At 70.0% G+C, this 16,896-nt stretch carries 20 protein-coding genes and 1 tRNA gene; 10 read left to right on the forward strand and 11 right to left on the reverse strand.

The window, feature by feature from the left end; genetic code table 11:
- Nucleotides 1-258: 258 nt before the first annotated feature.
- Nucleotides 259-462, reverse strand: a complete 204-nt coding sequence (locus tag ACFWVC_RS09215) for a cold-shock protein (RefSeq protein ID WP_272118185.1) — start codon at nucleotides 460-462, stop codon at nucleotides 259-261.
- Nucleotides 463-1,016: 554 nt separating this feature from the next.
- Between ACFWVC_RS09215 and ACFWVC_RS09220 the strand changes: the two genes are divergently transcribed.
- Complete coding sequence (locus ACFWVC_RS09220) at nucleotides 1,017-1,241, forward strand: hypothetical protein (protein ID WP_384280820.1); 225 nt, start codon at nucleotides 1,017-1,019, stop codon at nucleotides 1,239-1,241.
- A 756-nt stretch (nucleotides 1,242-1,997) separates the two neighbouring features.
- On the opposite strand, the gene ACFWVC_RS09225 is transcribed toward ACFWVC_RS09220, so the two are convergent.
- From ACFWVC_RS09225 to ACFWVC_RS09245, 5 genes are all read right to left on the reverse strand, one after another.
- Nucleotides 1,998-2,168 (reverse strand): hypothetical protein, encoded by a 171-nt coding sequence (locus tag ACFWVC_RS09225; RefSeq protein WP_384280823.1) that lies wholly within the window; start codon nucleotides 2,166-2,168, stop codon nucleotides 1,998-2,000.
- Between the two features lie 34 nt (nucleotides 2,169-2,202).
- The gene (locus ACFWVC_RS09230; protein WP_384280825.1) at nucleotides 2,203-2,559 is read right to left on the reverse strand and encodes a PRC-barrel domain-containing protein; all 357 of its coding nucleotides are present in this window, start codon (nucleotides 2,557-2,559) and stop codon (nucleotides 2,203-2,205) included.
- A gap of 237 nt (nucleotides 2,560-2,796) precedes the next feature.
- Nucleotides 2,797-2,973: a hypothetical protein gene (locus tag ACFWVC_RS09235; protein ID WP_384280827.1), complete on the reverse strand. Its 177-nt coding sequence runs from the start codon at nucleotides 2,971-2,973 to the stop codon at nucleotides 2,797-2,799.
- Nucleotides 2,974-2,977: 4 nt separating this feature from the next.
- Nucleotides 2,978-3,535 carry a DUF5994 family protein gene (locus tag ACFWVC_RS09240; protein ID WP_384280829.1) on the reverse strand — a complete coding sequence of 186 codons (558 nt, stop codon included), beginning with the start codon at nucleotides 3,533-3,535 and terminating at the stop codon, nucleotides 2,978-2,980.
- Nucleotides 3,536-3,684: 149 nt separating this feature from the next.
- Nucleotides 3,685-3,930, reverse strand: coding sequence for a hypothetical protein (locus ACFWVC_RS09245; RefSeq protein ID WP_384280831.1), 246 nt, complete (start codon nucleotides 3,928-3,930; stop codon nucleotides 3,685-3,687).
- Between the two features lie 155 nt (nucleotides 3,931-4,085).
- Between ACFWVC_RS09245 and ACFWVC_RS09250 the strand changes: the two genes are divergently transcribed.
- From ACFWVC_RS09250 to ACFWVC_RS09260, 3 genes are all read left to right on the forward strand, one after another.
- On the forward strand, nucleotides 4,086-4,889 hold the full coding sequence (locus ACFWVC_RS09250; RefSeq protein WP_384280833.1) for a vWA domain-containing protein: 804 nt from the start codon (nucleotides 4,086-4,088) through the stop codon (nucleotides 4,887-4,889).
- A gap of 174 nt (nucleotides 4,890-5,063) precedes the next feature.
- Entirely contained in the window at nucleotides 5,064-5,579 is a 516-nt protein-coding gene (locus tag ACFWVC_RS09255; RefSeq protein ID WP_384280835.1) for a SigE family RNA polymerase sigma factor, read from the forward strand.
- 53 nt (nucleotides 5,580-5,632) lie between these two features.
- A complete protein-coding gene (locus ACFWVC_RS09260; protein ID WP_384280836.1) occupies nucleotides 5,633-6,904 on the forward strand; it encodes a hypothetical protein in 1,272 nt (423 codons plus the stop codon).
- 125 nt (nucleotides 6,905-7,029) lie between these two features.
- Here ACFWVC_RS09260 and ACFWVC_RS09265 read toward each other — a convergent pair whose 3' ends face one another.
- Complete coding sequence (locus ACFWVC_RS09265) at nucleotides 7,030-8,700, reverse strand: esterase-like activity of phytase family protein (RefSeq protein ID WP_384280837.1); 1,671 nt, start codon at nucleotides 8,698-8,700, stop codon at nucleotides 7,030-7,032.
- A 449-nt stretch (nucleotides 8,701-9,149) separates the two neighbouring features.
- Here ACFWVC_RS09265 and ACFWVC_RS09270 point away from each other — a divergent pair, with 449 nt between their 5' ends.
- On the forward strand, nucleotides 9,150-9,320 hold the full coding sequence (locus tag ACFWVC_RS09270) for a hypothetical protein (RefSeq protein WP_384280838.1): 171 nt from the start codon (nucleotides 9,150-9,152) through the stop codon (nucleotides 9,318-9,320).
- 61 nt (nucleotides 9,321-9,381) lie between these two features.
- Complete coding sequence (locus ACFWVC_RS09275) at nucleotides 9,382-10,458, forward strand: zinc-dependent alcohol dehydrogenase family protein (RefSeq protein WP_384280839.1); 1,077 nt, start codon at nucleotides 9,382-9,384, stop codon at nucleotides 10,456-10,458.
- Between the two features lie 179 nt (nucleotides 10,459-10,637).
- Here the strand turns inward: ACFWVC_RS09275 and ACFWVC_RS09280 are convergent, their stop codons facing one another.
- A complete protein-coding gene (locus ACFWVC_RS09280; protein ID WP_384280841.1) occupies nucleotides 10,638-11,069 on the reverse strand; it encodes a hypothetical protein in 432 nt (143 codons plus the stop codon).
- Between the two features lie 300 nt (nucleotides 11,070-11,369).
- Nucleotides 11,370-11,443, reverse strand: a tRNA-Gly gene (locus tag ACFWVC_RS09285).
- Nucleotides 11,444-11,798: 355 nt separating this feature from the next.
- Here ACFWVC_RS09285 and ACFWVC_RS09290 point away from each other — a divergent pair.
- The 3 genes from ACFWVC_RS09290 to ACFWVC_RS09300 all read left to right on the forward strand — a co-directional run bounded on the left by ACFWVC_RS09290 (nucleotide 11,799) and on the right by ACFWVC_RS09300 (nucleotide 13,129).
- Nucleotides 11,799-11,978: a hypothetical protein gene (locus ACFWVC_RS09290; protein WP_384280842.1), complete on the forward strand. Its 180-nt coding sequence runs from the start codon at nucleotides 11,799-11,801 to the stop codon at nucleotides 11,976-11,978.
- Between the two features lie 70 nt (nucleotides 11,979-12,048).
- Nucleotides 12,049-12,624, forward strand: a complete 576-nt coding sequence (dcd, locus tag ACFWVC_RS09295) for a dCTP deaminase (RefSeq protein WP_384280843.1) — start codon at nucleotides 12,049-12,051, stop codon at nucleotides 12,622-12,624.
- Nucleotides 12,625-12,628: 4 nt separating this feature from the next.
- Nucleotides 12,629-13,129 carry a phosphoribosyltransferase gene (locus ACFWVC_RS09300; RefSeq protein WP_384280845.1) on the forward strand — a complete coding sequence of 167 codons (501 nt, stop codon included), beginning with the start codon at nucleotides 12,629-12,631 and terminating at the stop codon, nucleotides 13,127-13,129.
- A 102-nt stretch (nucleotides 13,130-13,231) separates the two neighbouring features.
- Here ACFWVC_RS09300 and ACFWVC_RS09305 read toward each other — a convergent pair whose 3' ends face one another.
- A complete protein-coding gene (locus tag ACFWVC_RS09305) occupies nucleotides 13,232-14,086 on the reverse strand; it encodes a Yip1 family protein (RefSeq protein ID WP_384280847.1) in 855 nt (284 codons plus the stop codon).
- A 115-nt stretch (nucleotides 14,087-14,201) separates the two neighbouring features.
- Entirely contained in the window at nucleotides 14,202-15,710 is a 1,509-nt protein-coding gene (locus ACFWVC_RS09310) for an FG-GAP repeat protein (protein ID WP_384280848.1), read from the reverse strand.
- A 310-nt stretch (nucleotides 15,711-16,020) separates the two neighbouring features.
- On the opposite strand from ACFWVC_RS09310, the gene ACFWVC_RS09315 reads away from it, so the two are divergent.
- The gene (locus ACFWVC_RS09315) at nucleotides 16,021-16,815 is read left to right on the forward strand and encodes a thioredoxin domain-containing protein (RefSeq protein WP_384280850.1); all 795 of its coding nucleotides are present in this window, start codon (nucleotides 16,021-16,023) and stop codon (nucleotides 16,813-16,815) included.
- Nucleotides 16,816-16,896 lie beyond the last annotated feature (81 nt).

Here is a 16,896-nt window from a genome sequence, read left to right on the forward strand (position 1 = left end):
TCGTGGGCCGAGGCGCCGGGAGAGCCGGCGCGATCCTGGTCGGAGAAAGCGGGGCGGGCAGTGCGCGGAAAGTTCCGGCGGACATATGCCCGAAGCGTCGGGGGAGACATCTGCCATACGGTGAATTCACCGGCCCCCCGAAATCCTGCCGCCCCTGGGAGCGTCGCGGTGCGACGTGGGGGCTGCGCCCCGAAGGGCAACGCGCCAAGGCCCGCACCCCATGGTGCGGGCCCCAGCGGCGAACTGCGCGTGTGGTGATCAGGCGGGAACGATGTTCTCGGCCGTCGGGCCCTTCTGGCCCTGCGCGATGTCGAAGCTCACCTTCTGGCCTTCCAGCAGCTCGCGGAAACCCTGGGCGGCGATGTTCGAGTAGTGGGCGAACACGTCAGGCCCGCCACCGTCCTGCTCGATGAAGCCGAAGCCCTTTTCCGCGTTGAACCACTTGACGGTGCCAGTAGTCATGTGTCAGATCTCCTTCGGGCAGTGCCCGGAATCCGCACTGTGCGGACTCCGCGTCGCTGTGATGATGACCCTGCCCGGGAAATGACCGGAAAAGCACGGCACTTCCATCGGCGTGGAAACCGGTGAAGGCACCGGAAGTTCTTGGGTATCACAACTGCAACTGCTTCGACAGTAGCACGGAGCGATCGTCCGTGCGCGCTGGATAATTACGCTCCGCCTGTTGCGTCAGAAACCCTCACCGCGCGTCGCATCAATTTCTCGCTTCGCGGCGACAGATATCGCCCTCCCCCGGTCGCGGTTTCCCCCCGGGGCCGGTGGGCCGCGGCCGCTTCGCACGGCGCCCCGGCACGCCCCTGCGACACGCTCGGAGCGCGCCCCGTAGGGTGCGCGGCGGGGTGGGCGAGTTTCCGCGCCGCCGAGGCCGCGCGTGGGCGTCTGTGAGGCCGTTGCGGCAGGTCAGCGCGGAGGAAGTGCCTCCGTACGCCCGCATGTCCGGCGATCGGGCGCATGTTCGAGCCTATGCGCCAGGCATCCCACCACGCATACTGGCTGCAATGACGAAAAGATCCGCGCCCCCGCGCCACTTGCCCACGAGCCCCTTCAAGGCGCCCGCCGACCCGGTCCTCAAGAGCTTCGCCGTGGGGGACCGCGTCTCCCACGACCAGCACGGCCTTGGAAAAGTCATGGCCGAGGAGGCCGCGGGCGGGGCACTGCTCGTCGACTTCGGTTCCCAACTGACCCGCATCGTCAGCCCCTACTACGGCATGCACAAGCTCTGATCACGCGACTCCTCACCGGTGGCCTCGACTCCCGTCGGGCCACCCGTTCGCGTGTCAGGCCGGAGCTTCCCGGATGCTCCGGCATGCTCTTCTCCGACCGGCGCCCGGCGTTGCCGCGGTGGCGGTCATCAGGCTGTCCGGGATCACGCGGATCGGGACACCCTCCGGGCGGGCCGCACGGACCTGCGTGAGCGGCGACGCCGCGGCGGCCGCAGCCGGCCCCGGCCTCCGTCACGGTGGTCGCGCCGGTCGCGAAGCGCGGAAAGCGGTGCGGACGGGAGAGGGATGGCCGCCCCCGTCGTGACCGAGGGGCGCGGGCCGTGCTCGTGGGTTCCCGTGTGTGGTGTGTGGCGTACATGGATCATGGTCACTCCCAGGGTGTTCGGCTCGTCCGCATCGGACACCGACCGGAAGTGAACAAGCCGACGCGCATCGCGCGTTCGGCCACAGCTCGGCCTGCTGAGGATGATCGGCAGAAGAAGTCCGCGTTCACGGCGGCGCAGGGCGTCCGGCCGGCCCGAGGCGGCGTACAGCGGCTTCGGGGAGGACCTCACCCGCGCGGCGGCGGGGGATGCGTCGTGGATCGTACGGTCGAGGATCACGTTCATGGCGTTCACATGCCTGCTCGGCTATCGCCGAAAACGACGCCGACACGGAAGCCGGAGTGCGAAGTGCCCTCGGTGACTCAACCGTACTCCGCACGGGAGCCCTCCGCGGCAGCCGCCGCACGGCACGGGCGCGGAGCTTCGCGGGCTGTCATCGCAGGGGGCGATCACGCATGCGCCGGTACGACCGCATGCCGAAGAAGACGATGTCGGCCACGATGATCACGATGCCGACGAGCAAGAGGTAGGACAGGCTCTCGGCCGCCACACCGATGATTCCCAGGATGACGGCCACGAGGAGCAGGAACAGGAAGATCGCCATGCGGCTTGCCTCCCCTCTGTCGGGGTCATGGGCGTCAGCGGCGCGAGAGCTGCCGTTCGCCGTTGGCGCCCGGCCGGTAGGCCAGGTCGTAGTGGTGGAAGATCGCTTCTTCCTGTTCGACGGGCAGGACGTCGTCGGTGCCGATGGCGGGGGCCTTCCTCACCAGTCCCTTGGGGTGCGCGACCTTGACGTAGCCCGGTCCCAGAATCGCCTCGTCGAGAGGAACGAAGACCAGGCGCTGCCGGCTGAGCAGTCCGGTGCGGACGGTGGCCATGGCGGGTTCGTCGGTGGAGGTGTCCACGTAGATCGCCTCCAGTGAGCCGATCTTGTGCCCCTTCGGGTCGACGACATCGTGGTCGCGCCACTCTCGGATGTCAGTGGAATGGATCATGTCCTGCTCCCTGCGGGCGCTTGGGCGATGCCGCAACGGCCCCGGCGTGTACACACCGGGGCCGCCCTTCCGGGCCGGTCGCACGTGAGAGTGCCCCGGCCCACTTTCAGGGTAGGCCAGGCGGGCATTTCGGGCATCGGGGGTTATTTGGTGGCTTTCAAGGCGGTGCGGTCCCTTCGGGTCGAGACGGCAGACCGGAGGGTGGGGCGCCGTGCGCCCCACCCGTTTCCCCACCGGTCAGAGGAAGGTCTGTGTCGTCCGGTGTCCGCGGTGTCGCCTCCCGACGCCGCGCTCGACGTCACCGAACCGGTAGTCGGCGATGCGTGCCGCGTGCTGGACGTTAAGCCGATGAATCAGCCACATGCCGACGCCGCTCATGGCGAGGGTCACCGCGATGAGGACGGCGGTCTCCATCGGTTCACCTCCCCGAACCTGCGGGCAGCGGGACGACCGGCGGCCCGAAGGGCGACATGCACGCCCCGCCCTCGGTTTCCCAGTCCTCTTCCCTGTCGTGGGCGTTCCGCGCGCCGCCCGTGCCGGTCTCGGCCGCCATCAGCGTGCCGGCGGTCAGGAGGCTGCCCGGAAGCGCGGCGGCTGCCATCAGGCGGGCCGCGGCGGCCGGCTCCGTCTCGGGCGGGATCACGAGCAGGTCCCATCGGCCCACTGTTCGGGACAACAGGATCACCTTGTCCGGGTCCTGCTCCCTGAACCAGCCCACGTGCACGGTGTGACCGGTGACGGGCACCTTGCGGGGGACGGCGGGCCAACGGGTGGGGTTCACCGTGATGTTGGTGATGCGCCCCCAGGTGCCATCCAATGTGTCGCACAGCGGTGGGAGTTCGGCGTCGAGGTCACGGGAGCGGGGCCACCAGGCTCCGTCCAGCTGACCCGCGAGCGCGGTCCGGGGTGTGAGGGACAGACGTGCCGGAAGGGCCGGTGCGAGGTCGTGGGGGGTGCGATCGACGAGAGTGGTCATGACGCGGACCCGTCCCCGGGCTGCCCTGTGGCAGCCCGGCGGTGTTGATCGCCAGAAACGACACCCGCAAGGAGGCCGGTGTACGAAATGCTCCCGGTACTGCAACCGTACTCCCGTCCATGGGCCAAAAGGCGTGTATGGACAGGTATTTAGGAGCCCTCGACGAAGAGGACGGACCACGCATAGCCGCTCAAGCCGTCGTGCGGGACCCGCCGGACCTCTCTGACCTGGCAACCGTCGTGGGCGTACTTGCGGGCGAACCGGTCGAGGCGCTGCGCCTCGGTGAGGTCCTCCATGGAAAGCGGTGCTCCGACGACGAGGTCTTCGTGGATGACCTCCTCCTGCCCGGCACCGTTCGAGCAGGAGGAGCAGTGATGTGTTTTAGGTAGGGACATGAGGCCAGTGTCCTCCTCACACGGCTGCCCTGACGCTCATGGTGCAGATGGCCGCAGTGCGCGGGTCGGCGCGATCACCCGCGGCGGGTCCCGGATCGGGGGACGCCGGTCGAATGCCGGACGCGAGACGGCCGGCAGGAGGACAATCACGGCGCATGGTCATCGACTACCGCAAGCGCCCCCGCGTCGACTACCGCAAGCCGCCCGGGCCATCCCTCGGCACTCCCGGCGCCATCAGTCTGGAGAAGGTCGCGGCCCGGGCTCCCGGGCTGGTCAGCCTCTACAAGACCGCCGCGGTCTCCCTGGCCAAGCACGCCGTCGGCGGGCAGCGTGCCGCCGTGTACCTGGTCCTGGACCGCTCCGGGAGCATGCGCCCGTACTACCGCGACGGCTCGGTGCAGCACCTGGCGGAGCAGACCCTCGCCCTGGCGGCCAACCTCGACGACGACGGGGTCGTGCCGGTCGTCTTCTTTTCCACGGGCATCGACGGGACCGCCGAGATCAGCCTCGACGCCTACCGGGACCGCATCAACCCGCTGCATGAGTCGATGGGGCACATGGGGCGCACCAATTACCACGTCGCCATGCAGGCCGTCATCGACCACTACGAGTCCTGCGGAGCCGGCGATCCCGCCTTCGTCGTCTTCCAGACCGACGGCTCCCCCACGTCCAAGGCCGCCGCGGAGCATGTGCTGTGCACGGCGGCGAGACTGCCGATCTTCTGGCAGTTCGTCGGCTTCGGGGACGACGAGTTCCGCTTCCTCCACAAGCTCGACGATCTCCCGGTGCCCGGCCGTCGCGCGGTGGACAACGCCGGCTTCTTCGCCGCGGGCCCGTCGCCCCGGACCATCCCGGACTCCGACCACTACGACCGGCTGCTGCGGGAATTCCCCGTGTGGCTGTCGGCCGCCCGCGCCGCGGGCATCGTCAAGGACGCCGTTCCGCCACGGCCGGAATGACACCTCGTGAGCGACGCGGGCCGGAGCCCGCGTCGACCGCGTACGTGAGGCTCCCGGCGCGGGCAAGGCCGGAGCCACACCGTTCCCAGCCGGGCCGCCGCCGCTGTTGAAACATTTCCGGGCCCCACCGCATCAATGAGGTGAGGGCGTTGTCGCAGAGCACGGGGGCGCGGGATGGGAACGAGATGGGCGGACGACTACGCGGAGTTCGCCGAGGCGCGCGCGGCGCATCTCTACCGATCCGCATGCCTGCTCACCGGCGGTGACACGCATTTCGCCGAGGATCTGGTCCAGGAGACCCTCGGCCGCCTGTACGCCAACTGGAAACGGGTCTCCCGCGTCGGCAACCCCGCCGGCTACGCCCAGACCACCCTCACCCGGGTCTTCCTGGCCCACCAGCGGCGTCGCAGCAGCAAGGAACGAGCCACGGAAGTCCTCCCGGACCTCCCCGATCCGCGGAGCGCCGGCCAGGACACCCTCCTGCGGCTGACCCTGGTCGAGGCGCTGGCCCAACTGCCCGCCAAGGACCGGGCGGTGGTCTTCCTGCGCTACTGGGAGGACCGCAGCATCGAGGAGACCGCCGATGTGATGGACGCCAGCTCGGCGGCGGTGCGTACGCGCTGCGTCCGGGCCCTGGCCCGTCTTCGGGTGCTGCTCGGGGACGCCATCGACGAGTACGCCTCCCCCTGATCGGCCGCACGCCACCCCCATCCCGACAACCGTGCAGAGACGGCGGTTTTGCCATGCCCGTTGAAGACCACCAGGAACACGACGATCGCTTCGAGGACCGGCTCGGCGACGCCCTCCGCCACGCCGGTGAAGACTTCGAGGCGGACCGGAGAGCCCTCACCGCCGCCGGCACGGCACGCGGCCGCAGGCTCGTGCGCCGGCGCAGGGCCGCCATCGCGGCGGGCGTCGCCGCGGTCGCCTTCGCCGGAGTGGGCGGGGCACTGCTCGTGCCCTCGTCCGGCGACGGGCACGGGCAGCAGTCCGTGGCCGCGGACCGGGCGATCCAGTCCCCGCCCGCGGAGGACGACGGTGAGATCTCCGCCGCCGATCTCGTCCGCACCCTCAAGGGACTGCTTCCCGAGGGGGAGTTCCGCGAGGAGCAGGGGCGCGGCGTCGGTCTGGGCCCGGGGCCGTACGCCCAGGTCGTGTACGACGACGGCAAGGGAGGCGGGGCGGTCGCCGTCGGGCTGAACCGCGTCGACCCGGACAGCGAGATGTCCCGCCAGGTCACCACCTGCCCGGACAGGACGCAGGTCCCGCACGACAGCTGCTCCACGACCACGCTGCCCGACGGCTCGACGCTCATGCTCTTCCAGGGATACGAGTACCCGGACCGCCGTGTGGACACGAAGTGGTGGGCCGCGGACCTCGTCACGCCTCAGGGACAGCTCGTCAACGTGAGCGAGTGGAACGCCGAGGCCGAGAAGGACGCTCCGGTCAGCAGGGAAGAACCGCCCTTGTCCTTGGCGCAGTTGCAGAAGGTGGCCACCGCCGCCGCCTGGCGCGCGGCCATTGACACCATTCCCGAGGAGGTCCGGAGCCCGCGGGCCCCCACGACCGAGATGGCGGAGGCCGACGGCGCCGCGATCACTCGGACCCTCGTCGCCCTGCTCCCCACGGGGGTCGCGGTGGTCACGAAGGGCCGTCCGGAAGCCGGCTACGGGTACCTCGTGATCGACGACGGGAAGGGAAGGAGCCTGGTCCAGATCAACGTGCAGTCCGACATGTCGGATGCCGCGGACGAGCTCTACGGAGCCGACCCCGAGATCCTGCCCGACGGCACGAAGGTCGCGACGAGCCAGGGACCCGGTGAGAAGGGCGGCTCAGGGGTCGTCATGTGGACCGTCGACACGATGCGGACCGACGGCATGCGGGTGGTGGTCAGCGCCTTCAACTCCGGCAGTCAGCACGACGCCGCGACGCGCGACACCCCCGCGCTCACGATGAAGCAGCTCAGGGCGATCGCCACCAGCGCCAAGTGGCGAAAGCTGATCCGATCCTCCTGAGATGACCGACGCCACCGGCTGGGGTGGCTGCGAGGCGCTGTACCGACGGTCAGGAACGACAGCCCCCGGGCCCGCGGCTCCACCGTGAGCCGCGGGCCCGGGGGGCGCGGGTGCCGCCGCGCGCGTCAGCGCACGTGGACCGTCACCGTGACGGTCTTGAGGACCGCGGGCAGCTTCGTGGTGTCGACCTTCAGGATCTCGCCGTTGTCGGTCCGGCCCGTGGGCGGCAGCGTCTTCTGGTGGACGGTCCACTTCCCGTCGGGGTCGACGGCGATGCTGTCGATGCCGAAGTCGTCGTCGTTGGCCAGGTACAGCGTCCGGCCGCCGTCCGTGGTGGCGACGCCCTCGACCTTGTCGTGCGCGAAGAACGCGCCGGTGGGGTCGAGCTGGCTGACCAGCGTGCCGACGTTGACGTAGGGCTGCTTCTGCGCGACGTTCACGCCGGCGCCGGTGAGCGCGGCGAGCGCGGCGTTGGTGCCGCTCGTCCCGACGAACGCCTCGGGGGACTTGCCGCCGATCGTCAGGCCGCTGACGTCGGTGGCGCCGTTGATGTCGACCTCGTCGAGGCTCTTCTGGGCGAACGGCTCGAAGGCGCCGTCGCGCTCGTCGATGAGGAACTTCGTGTCGGACAGCGCGGTGATCTCGCTGTTGGCCGCGCCCGTGCTCGCCGGGTTGTCCAGCAGGTAGAGGTACTGCTTGGTCTGGTACGTGCGCAGGTTGACCGTGACGATGCGGGTGGGCGCGACGTTGGCGGCCTTGGCGCTGCCGAGATCCGGCTGCTGCAGCGCGGACTGCATGACGCCCACCAGGGTCGAGCCGTCGGGGGTGACCGTCAGGCCCTCCATGCCCTTGTTCTTCGCGCGGAAGGCGAGTTCGGCCGGCAGGTAGCCGATGACCTTGTGGGACGCGTTGTCCGGGCTGTTCCTGTACGGGGTCAGCCGGCCCAGCTCGTAGCCGTTCTTGTCGAAGTGCGTGATGTAGGGGCCGTACTCGTCCGAGACCCAGAACGTGCCGTCGGGCAGCGCCACCAGGCCCTCGGAGTCGTAGCCGTAGGGGTCCTTGGCGATGGGCGTGGGCGTGCCGCCGTTGGCGTTCGTCGCGGCGACGTCGTCGATGACCTCGCTCGTGTCGTGCGGCGGGCGGCCGCTGTACTTCACGCCGCCTAGGCTCTTCGGGCCCTTGAGGGTGACCTGCTTGAGCAGTTCGGCCTTGCCGTCCACGAGCTTGAACTCGCCGATCTCGGGCGTGAAGTCCGGGACCATCTCGGACTTGTTGCCGTCGGGGGCGTCGGCGTTCGGGCCGCGGTCGGTGAGGCCGTAGAAGTGGCCCGGCTTGCCCGGCACCGGGGCGAGGGAGGAGCCGAAGCCCTCACCGGAGAGCTCGGTGGTGGTGCCACCGGGGCCGGCCACCTCGCCGAGCGGCGCCAAGGGGGCCCCGTTCGCCTGGGCGTCCTTGAACAGCTGCACCGCGTCGGTCGTGGTGTACGTGAAGGTGTCCGTGCCCGTGAAGCCGGCCTTCGGCGTGTACGTGAACGTGCCGTCCGCGTCGACCGTCACCGTGCCGTCGGACGGACTGGTGTGCCGCACGACCGCGGTCGCGCCGTGGTCGTTGCGCAGAACGTCGCCCGTCACCTTGCCGTGGCCGGAGAAGGTGTCGGCGACCGCCCCGAAGTCGTGCGACTGGGCCGACAGCCAGCCGGAGTGGGCCGCGGCCGTGCCCGTGCCCACCACGGCGACGGTGGCACCGATCGCGATGGCGAGTCTGATGCGCTTGTGTGAGAAGCGTCGTGAAGTCATACCCCTGAACCTGACGGTCAGTGGTGAATTTTGTGTCGAGCTTCGATGAACGCTCGTCCTGGGAGGAACCGTTTTTGCAAGCCCTTTCCGACTTGCCGCGCTTTCGCTGACCGTCTTCGCCCCCCGGGTCCGCATCGCCACCGGCCGGCAGGCTGCAAGGGCGTCTTCTGGAGCCGCCCTGGGGCAAGACCGGCCGCGGGGGCCCGTGGCGCGATGGCGCGGGGCGCTGTCAGCGCGCGGCCGACTTCCGGGGTGTCCAGCTCTGTAGTGCGGCTGCATCCCTGGTTCTGTCCGGGGGCGGCCCGGGTTCGGCCCGGGACCTATCCGACGGCCATGCTCCCTAGTCCTTGCTCTGTCAAGTAAAGACATAGGTGAACGTGCTACGGTTATTTCATCGGACTTGTTGGGGTCGCCCGTACGGGCTGATTCCTTACCGGACCGGTTGGAAAATGACCGACAAGACGACACCGATGTATCTGGGCCAGGACTTCGTCCATTTCGGCGAGTACGGGGAGAATGGCTTCGTCGAGGATTACACGTCGACGGTGCGCGGTGAGCGGATCGCAAACATCGCTGTCGTCTACAAGAACCCAGCGGGACAGACGCAGTATCTCGGGTGAACCACCGCCCACTGCCGCCCGCCCGTCGCCCGACGCCGAGCGCGACTGAAGGAGAGATCTCATGCCCAAGCCACCCACCATGCGCGCGCTCGTGGCCGGAAAGGTCGGCGAGCCGGCCGATGTCCTGCGGCTGGAATCACGGCCTGTTCCCACGCCGGAAGCCGGTCAGGCGTTGATCCGCGTGAAGGCGACTCCGATTCACGCCAGCGATCTGCACGTGCTGCGTGGCCGTTACGGATTCTCCCCCGAATTCCCCACCGTCGGGGGCCACATGGAATGTGTGGGCCGTATCGAGGCCCTGGGCCCGGATACCGAGGGACTGGAAATCGGCGAGCGCGTGGTGGCCATGGCCGTCCCCGCGGTACCCGGTCCGCCGGTGGCCGGCACCTGGCAGGAATACGTCGTCGCCGATGCCCGAAGGCTCCTGCCGGTCCCCGACGACCTGAGCGACTCCAGCGCCTCCCAACTCGCCGTCAACCCTCTGACCGCGCTGCTGCTGGTGACCCGTGAACTCGACGTACAGCCGGGCGAATGGCTGCTGCAGACGGCCGCGGGCTCCACCGTCGGCCGGCTCGTCATCCAGCTGGCCAGGCATCTGGGTATTCGCACGATCAATGTCGTGCGGCGGCGCGATGCCGTCGAGGAGATCAAGGCGCTCGGCGGTGACGAGGTCATCTGCACCGAGGACGAGGACCTGATGCAGCGTGTGGCCGAGATCGCGGGACCGGACGGCGTCCGCAAGGCCATCGACTGCGTCGCGGGCCACGTGGGTGCCCAGGTGTCCCAGGCATTGGCTCCCGGAGGACAGCTCGTGGTCTACGGCGCCCTCTCCACCCATCGGCAGACCGACCCGGCCGCGCTGACGATCCCGCTGTTCGCGCGCTCGGTCATCTACGACACCAAGGCGGTCCGCGGCTTCTGGCTGAACCGCTGGTTCGGCAACGCCTCGCCCGCGGACGCGCTGCGCGCGCTGTCCGAGGTCCGCGACCTCGTCGCCGACGGAGTGCTGAGCATCCCCCAGGGCCGTCCCTTCGCGCTCGAGAGCTTCACCGAAGCCATCTCCTTCGCCGAAGCACCCGGACACGACGGCAAACCGCTCTTCGTCTTCGACGACGCCCGGGACGAACACGACAGCTAGAACGCGGTACAGGCTTTCACCGTTCGCGCCGCCACGGCCGACGTGGGCGCCGGACGGGGACCCTGGCCTGCCCATACGACAGCGTTCGAGTCGGCCGCTGTCGTCGTCTGTCCCCATTGAGCGCCCTGGCACGGCCCACAGACGGCCCCGGTCGGATGTGCCGGGATAGCGGCACAGTCTCAACCGACCAGCGTCTCGAAGCCTGAGCCATCGCAGTAAGAGACCGCACGGCTCTCGGCACCTGTGTCGCCGTCAACGGCTGCTGCGGTGTCATTGAGAATGTGGCTGCCATTACGATCCAGGCCCTCACGATCCAGTACCTTCGCAGCGGCGACAGCCGCATACCCGGACACTTCAAAATCGTCGAACTCGCTGGACTGACCGCTTTGATCGTCATCCCCGGCGACATCTTGAGCGCTCGCAGCCATGACCCTCCTGGCGTCCTGCCAAGCGCCCAGCTCGGTGCAGTAGTTCTGCTGCCACCCCTTGACCTTGGCCGGCTCGGCAGACGAGCAACTGCTGATCAGGCAGACGACGACGGTAGTTGTCGGTACCACCCGCTGGAACCACATCCGCAACTCACCTGGCATCAGCCGCTCAGCGATCCCCATTCACACAGACTATCGAACGGGCTTTGGGTGACCGAGCTGGTCCGCTCAGCTGACTGAAAGCGCCGCTGCTCAGCCTGAAACTGGGATACGGCGCCGGATCCGGTGGGGCCGATTATGGTCCGAGCGGGCCAGTCCTCTGCGCGGGCTGTGGTGACCTATCAGCGTCGGACCTGGATCGGCAGAGGGAAGCCGCGGCGGGTCTGGGCCGCCTGCTCCGGGAGCGGCGCGCACGGGAGACGAGACGCTTGATCCGGTCTGGACAACAAAGAAGCCCCGGGCGGCTGGCCTGGGGCTTTCTGGTGGAGCGGGTGACGAGAATCGAACTCGCGCTCTGAGCTTGGGAAGCTCATGTTCTACCATTAAACTACACCCGCGTAAGACGCCCGTTGAGGCGGCTCATCGTCGGACACTGTACCCCATGGTCGGCCCCGGACGCATGCGTCCGGGGCCGACGTGTTGCCGGGGCGGATCCGGCCGGGGGCAGGTCAGGGCCCGGTGAGAGCCCGGACGGGGTCCCGGCAGGTCCCCCGCAGCGGTCGGGTGGGGGCGTGGTGAAGGGGTTGTGGCGGGGCGTCTCGCGGAGTGGCGGAGCGTGCGCGGCGAGGGTGATCGGGCGTACGGTGTGGGCCGGTTGCCCGGTCCCGGGTGGGCGGAGTGCCGCATGAGGCGAGGGTGGGTTCATCCCCTAATGTGGCTTTCGTCGTTGAGGTACCGGGGAGAAGGGGAGCGATGGATCGCACCGTCGTTCGTTGTGCCGAAGGGCACGTTTTCAGCACCGCCACGCTGCCGATGCAGAACCTGGGAGCCGGACGGCTGGGCCCGGGCCGGTTGATCAGGTGCCCGCAGTGCGCGCGGATGCGGAGTGTGGTGCCGGTGTCGGTGGCAGTCCCGGCCGAGGACGAGAAGTAGGCAGGCCGGACGGGATCGGGGGCCCGTGGCCGATTCGGCCATGGGCCCCACCGCCGCGTAATCTGCTGGTGTGCTGCTCTCAGACAAGGACATCCGGACCGAGATCGACAACGGACGGGTCAGGGTCGACCCGTTCGAGCCGACCATGGTCCAGCCGTCGAGCATCGACGTGCGGCTGGACCGCTTCTTTCGGGTGTTCGAGAACCACCGGTACCCGCACATCGATCCGGCCGTCGAGCAGCCGGACCTGACGCGGTTGGTGGAGCCGGACGGGGACGACGCGTTCATCCTCCACCCCGGGGAGTTCGTGCTGGCGTCCACGTACGAAGTGATCTCGCTGCCGGACGACATCGCCTCCCGTCTGGAGGGCAAGTCCAGCCTCGGCCGCCTGGGGCTGCTGACGCACTCGACGGCGGGCTTCATCGACCCCGGCTTCTCGGGGCACGTGACCCTGGAGCTGTCGAACGTCGCGACGCTGCCGATCAAGCTCTGGCCCGGGATGAAGATCGGGCAGCTGTGCCTGTTCCGGCTGACCTCGGCGGCGGAGTTCCCGTACGGCTCGGACAAGCACGGCTCGCGCTATCAGGGGCAGCGGGGCCCGACGCCCTCGCGGTCGTACCTCAACTTCCACCGGACGCAGGTGTGAGCGCATGACCGGGCCGGCACGGGAGAACCTGACCTACGAGGCCTTCGGCGGCGCCGTGCGCGAGATGGCGCAGGCGATCGCCGACGACGGCTTCGAGCCCGACATCGTGCTGTCGATCGCCCGCGGCGGCGTCTTCGTGGCCGGCGGGCTGGCCTACGCGCTGGACTGCAAGAACATCCACCTGGTCAACGTGGAGTTCTACACCGGGGTCGGCACGACGCTGGAGATGCCGGTGATGCTGGCGCCCGTGCCCAACGTGATCGACTTCTCTGACAAGAAGGTCCTGATCGCGGACGACGTCGCCGACACCGGCAAGACGCTGAAGCTGGTCCACGACTTCTGCGTCGACCATGTGGCCGAGGTGCGCAGCGCGGTGATCTACGAGAAGTCGCAGTCGCTCGTGAAGTGCGACTACGTGTGGCGGCGCACCGACGACTGGATCAACTTCCCGTGGAGCGTCGAAGGCCCCCTTGTCCGCCGCGAGGGCCAGGTCAAGGACGCCTGACAGCGGGGGCCGCCGTAGCGGCGGCCCGCAGGCACGACCACATGCGTACGGGCGGCCACCCCGCGGGGTGGCCGCCCGTACGTACGCAAAGGACTGCCGAGGTCAGATCACCGGCAGCTTGAAGAGCACCAGCAGCGCGATCAGCTGGATGGAGGCCGCGCCCAGGGCCTTCGGCCAGGGCAGGTCGTGGGACTTGCTGACCATGGACGTCAGGAGCGCGGCGCAGGCGATCCAGGTGGCCCAGCCCAGGACCTGGACGAACATGTTGGCGCTGCCGAGGAAGATCGCGAAGACCAGGCGCGGGGCGTCGGTCAGCGAGGTGATCAGCATCGCGAGGCCGATGGTGGGCGCCCAGGCGCCGTCGCCGCCGAGCTGGCGGGCGAGGGCGTTGGTGACGGCGCCGAGCATCAGGCCGCTGAGGATGACGGCGACGGCCGTGCTGAGCACCCAGGGGATGCTGTTGGAGAGCGTGGCGTCGATCACGTCCTCGCGGGCGCTGTCGAAGCCGAAGACGGCGAGCAGCCCGTAGAGGAACGTGATGATGAGCGCGGGCGCCCACACCTGGTAGTCGCGCATCTGCCAGAAGGTGGCCGCCGGACGCATCACGATCCCGCTGATCAGCTGCTTCCAGGGCAGCCGCGGGCCGGCCGGGGGCGCCGTGGTCTGGCCGGCGCGGTAGGTGGAGACGTTGTCGGGGTGCTGCGTCCCATGAGGGTCGTACGCGTCGGGGTCGTCGCCGATGGAGAAGGCGCGCGTGTGCCCGGGGTTGTCGTCGTACGAGTGCTGCTGTGCCGGCGTGCCGAAGTATTCGGGCTCACCGTCGGCGGCCGGTGAGAACCCGTACTGGGGCGGCTGCTGGCCGCCCGGCCGCGTGTTCTGCTGAGGGTGTCCGCCGTACTGCTGATGCGGGTGCTGCACGTCCCCGTCCCGTCCGCGTCCGTTGTCGAATCCAGCCACGTCCTCGAACGTACCCGGTCCGGGGGGCGGAGGGCGGGGCCCTCCCCCCTCGGACGGGCTTTGCGGCCAAGCTGTGACAGACGGCGGGGGGCCGTCGCGGGGTGCCTACGGGTGCCTACGGGGCGAGGCTCTCGCCGACGCGGGCGTCGGGCGAGGGAGCGTGCAGGGTGGCGCCGTTGAAGGAGAAGGAGCGGTCGGTGGCGAGGCCGCCGCTCGCGCCGGGGAGGACCCAGACGCCGCCGTCGTTCGTGTCCTCGCCGGGGGCGCCGGCGGCCAGGTCGGCCTTGCGGTCGCGGTTGCCGTCGACGAGGCGGAGCGCGCTGCCGAAGGCGTCCTTCTTCTCGGGGGTGCCGGGGACGCGGTAGGAGTCCTGGCCGTAGGTGTGGATCCCCTTGGTGGTCAGGCCGGTGGCCGAGCCGCGGAAGACCCAGATCGTGCCGGCGTCGGTGGCCTTGCCGATGTCGTTGCCGGGGGCGCCGACGGCGGCGTCCAGATATCCGTCGCCGTCGATGTCCCCGAGCGAGACCGCCGCTCCGAAGAAGTCGGCGTTCTGCTCGGTCCCGGGGACGCCGGCGGTGTTCTGGGTCCAGACCTGGCTTCCGGAAGCCCCTTCCTTGGCCGGGCCGTTGGGGCCGCCGAGGTAGACGCGGACGCTGCCACCGTCGAAGTAGACGTCGTTGAGCTCGTCGCGGTCGCCCGGGGAGCCGAGGACGAGGTCGCTGTATCCGTCGTGGTTGATGTCGCCGGACGCGCCGGAGGCACCCGTCGCGCCACCGCGCATGCTGCGGCTGTAGGCGAGCCCGCCGGGGCCACCGCTGAGGAGCCGGCCCACGCCGTAGGACTCGGCGGGGATGATGCCCTCCTCGACGATCGAGGTGCCGAGGAGGACCACGTCGTCGGCGCCGTCGTTGTTGTAGTCGCCCGAGGTGAGGCCGCCGGCCAGGTAGTCCTCGTCCCACCAGCTGAAGACCGCGTGGTCGGAGGGCGTCAGGCGCCTGGCCGCCGTGGCGTCGCCGTGGTACGTCCACACCGTCGAGTTGGTCATGACGGCGAGTTGGGTGTCCTCGCCGGTGAAGCGGCCTGCCGCAAGGCCCACTCCGAAGCCGCCCCGGGCCTTCGGGGTCCCGTCCTGCAGCCAGCTGCTTCCGGCCGTCTGGAGGCCGCTCTTGGAGCCCCACAGGACGACCGCGGCGCCCGCGTCCGCCATGCCCGCGACGTCCTTGCCGGGGATGCCGACGACGAGGTCGGCGTAGCCGTCGTCGTCCAGGTCGCCGGAGGCGGTGGACTTGCCGAAGCGGTCGCCGGCGGCGGCGATCCCGGCGATGCCGGGGGTGCTGGAGCTGAAGGTGGCGCGACGGGAGGGGGAGTAGCCCTTGGCGGAGCCGTACAGGACGGCCACGTAGCCGGCGCCGGGGGCCTTGCTGATGGTGCCGCCGGGGGCGGAGACGACCAGGTCGGAGTACCCGTCGCCGTTGAAGTCGTCATGGGCGACGCGGGCGGCGGGCGCGGGTGCCGCCGTCGCGGGGGCCGTGGCGGCGGTGATGCAGGCGCCGGTCGCCAGCAGCGTGGTGGCCAGGGCGGCGGCGGAGGTACGGAAACCGCCGAGAGGTCTCGTAGTGCGCACGGGGCAGCTCCAGGGCTCGGGCCGGGTCCAGGGCGGGATCGGCGGGGGACCGGCGGGTGACCGGCGCGGCACCCGTGCCGGCCGTCGTGTACGTGACCCGTGAACGGGGGCGGAGGTTGTGCGGGCCGCGGGCGGGTTCACCCGGTGTTCACGGTTCCGATCCGGGATCCGCGGTCCGCCCTCGCCGGGACGGCGCCTGCGGTTTTCGCGGGCGGGGGTGTGACCGCTTAGCGTTCGGGGGCAACGTGATCCGAAGGGACGGGAACCGCCGATGGCCATCAGGGTTGTACCGAACGCAGCACGCCCCCGCGTGCGTCATGCCGCGCGCGTCTGCGCCCGCGTCGCGGCCGGGGCGGCCGCCGCCGGGCTGCTGACCCTCTCGCTGTCGGCGTGCGGCCTGCTGACGACGGACTCCTCGGGCTCCTCGGGCTCCCCGGCGTCCGCGGCCCCGTCGGCGGATGCCTCCGGCGAGGGCTCCGCGCCCGCGGTGCCGACCGCGCCCGACCCCAAGGTGCTGGCCGGACTGCCCGCCCGCATGGAGGCCGACGGGACGACGATCACCGTCGGCGACCCGGCGGCGCCGAAGACCGTCCACGTCTATGAGGACCCGCGCTGCCCCATCTGCCAGGCCTTCGAGAAGGCGGCCGGACCGCAGTTGGCGGCGCTCGCGGCGGACGGCCGGATCCGGCTGCAGTACACGCTGGCCTCCTTCCTCGACGACAAACTCGGCGGCGAGGGCTCCAAGAGGGCCGCGAACGCCCTGCGCGCCTCCGTCGAGGCGGGCGACGGCGCCTTCGCGACCTACCACGAGACGCTCTACGCCCATCAGCCCGCCGAGACCGAGGACGGCTTCACCGACGCCTACTTGCTGAAGCTCGCGTCCGACGTCGACGGGCTGCGCGGCACCGCCTTCGACCAGGCCGTGGGCAAGCGGTCCTACGGGGACTTCGTCACCGCCTCCGAGGACGCGTTCATCAAGAGCGGTGCCACGGGCACCCCTTACGTGAAGATCGACGACCAGGCGGTGGCCGAGGCCGACCTGCAGAAGCTGTTCGACCCGCGGTCCTTCGCCCTGCTGCTGCGTCAGGCCGGCATAGGCGGCTGACGGGCACTCGGCTCACAACGCGGCACAACGCCGGTGGGCGCGTACGGACTTCCGTACGCGCCCACCGGCGTTGTGATGTGA

Origin of the sequence: Streptomyces sp. NPDC058691 (assembly GCF_042714775.1) — a bacterium.
Lineage (GTDB): Bacteria > Actinomycetota > Actinomycetes > Streptomycetales > Streptomycetaceae > Actinacidiphila.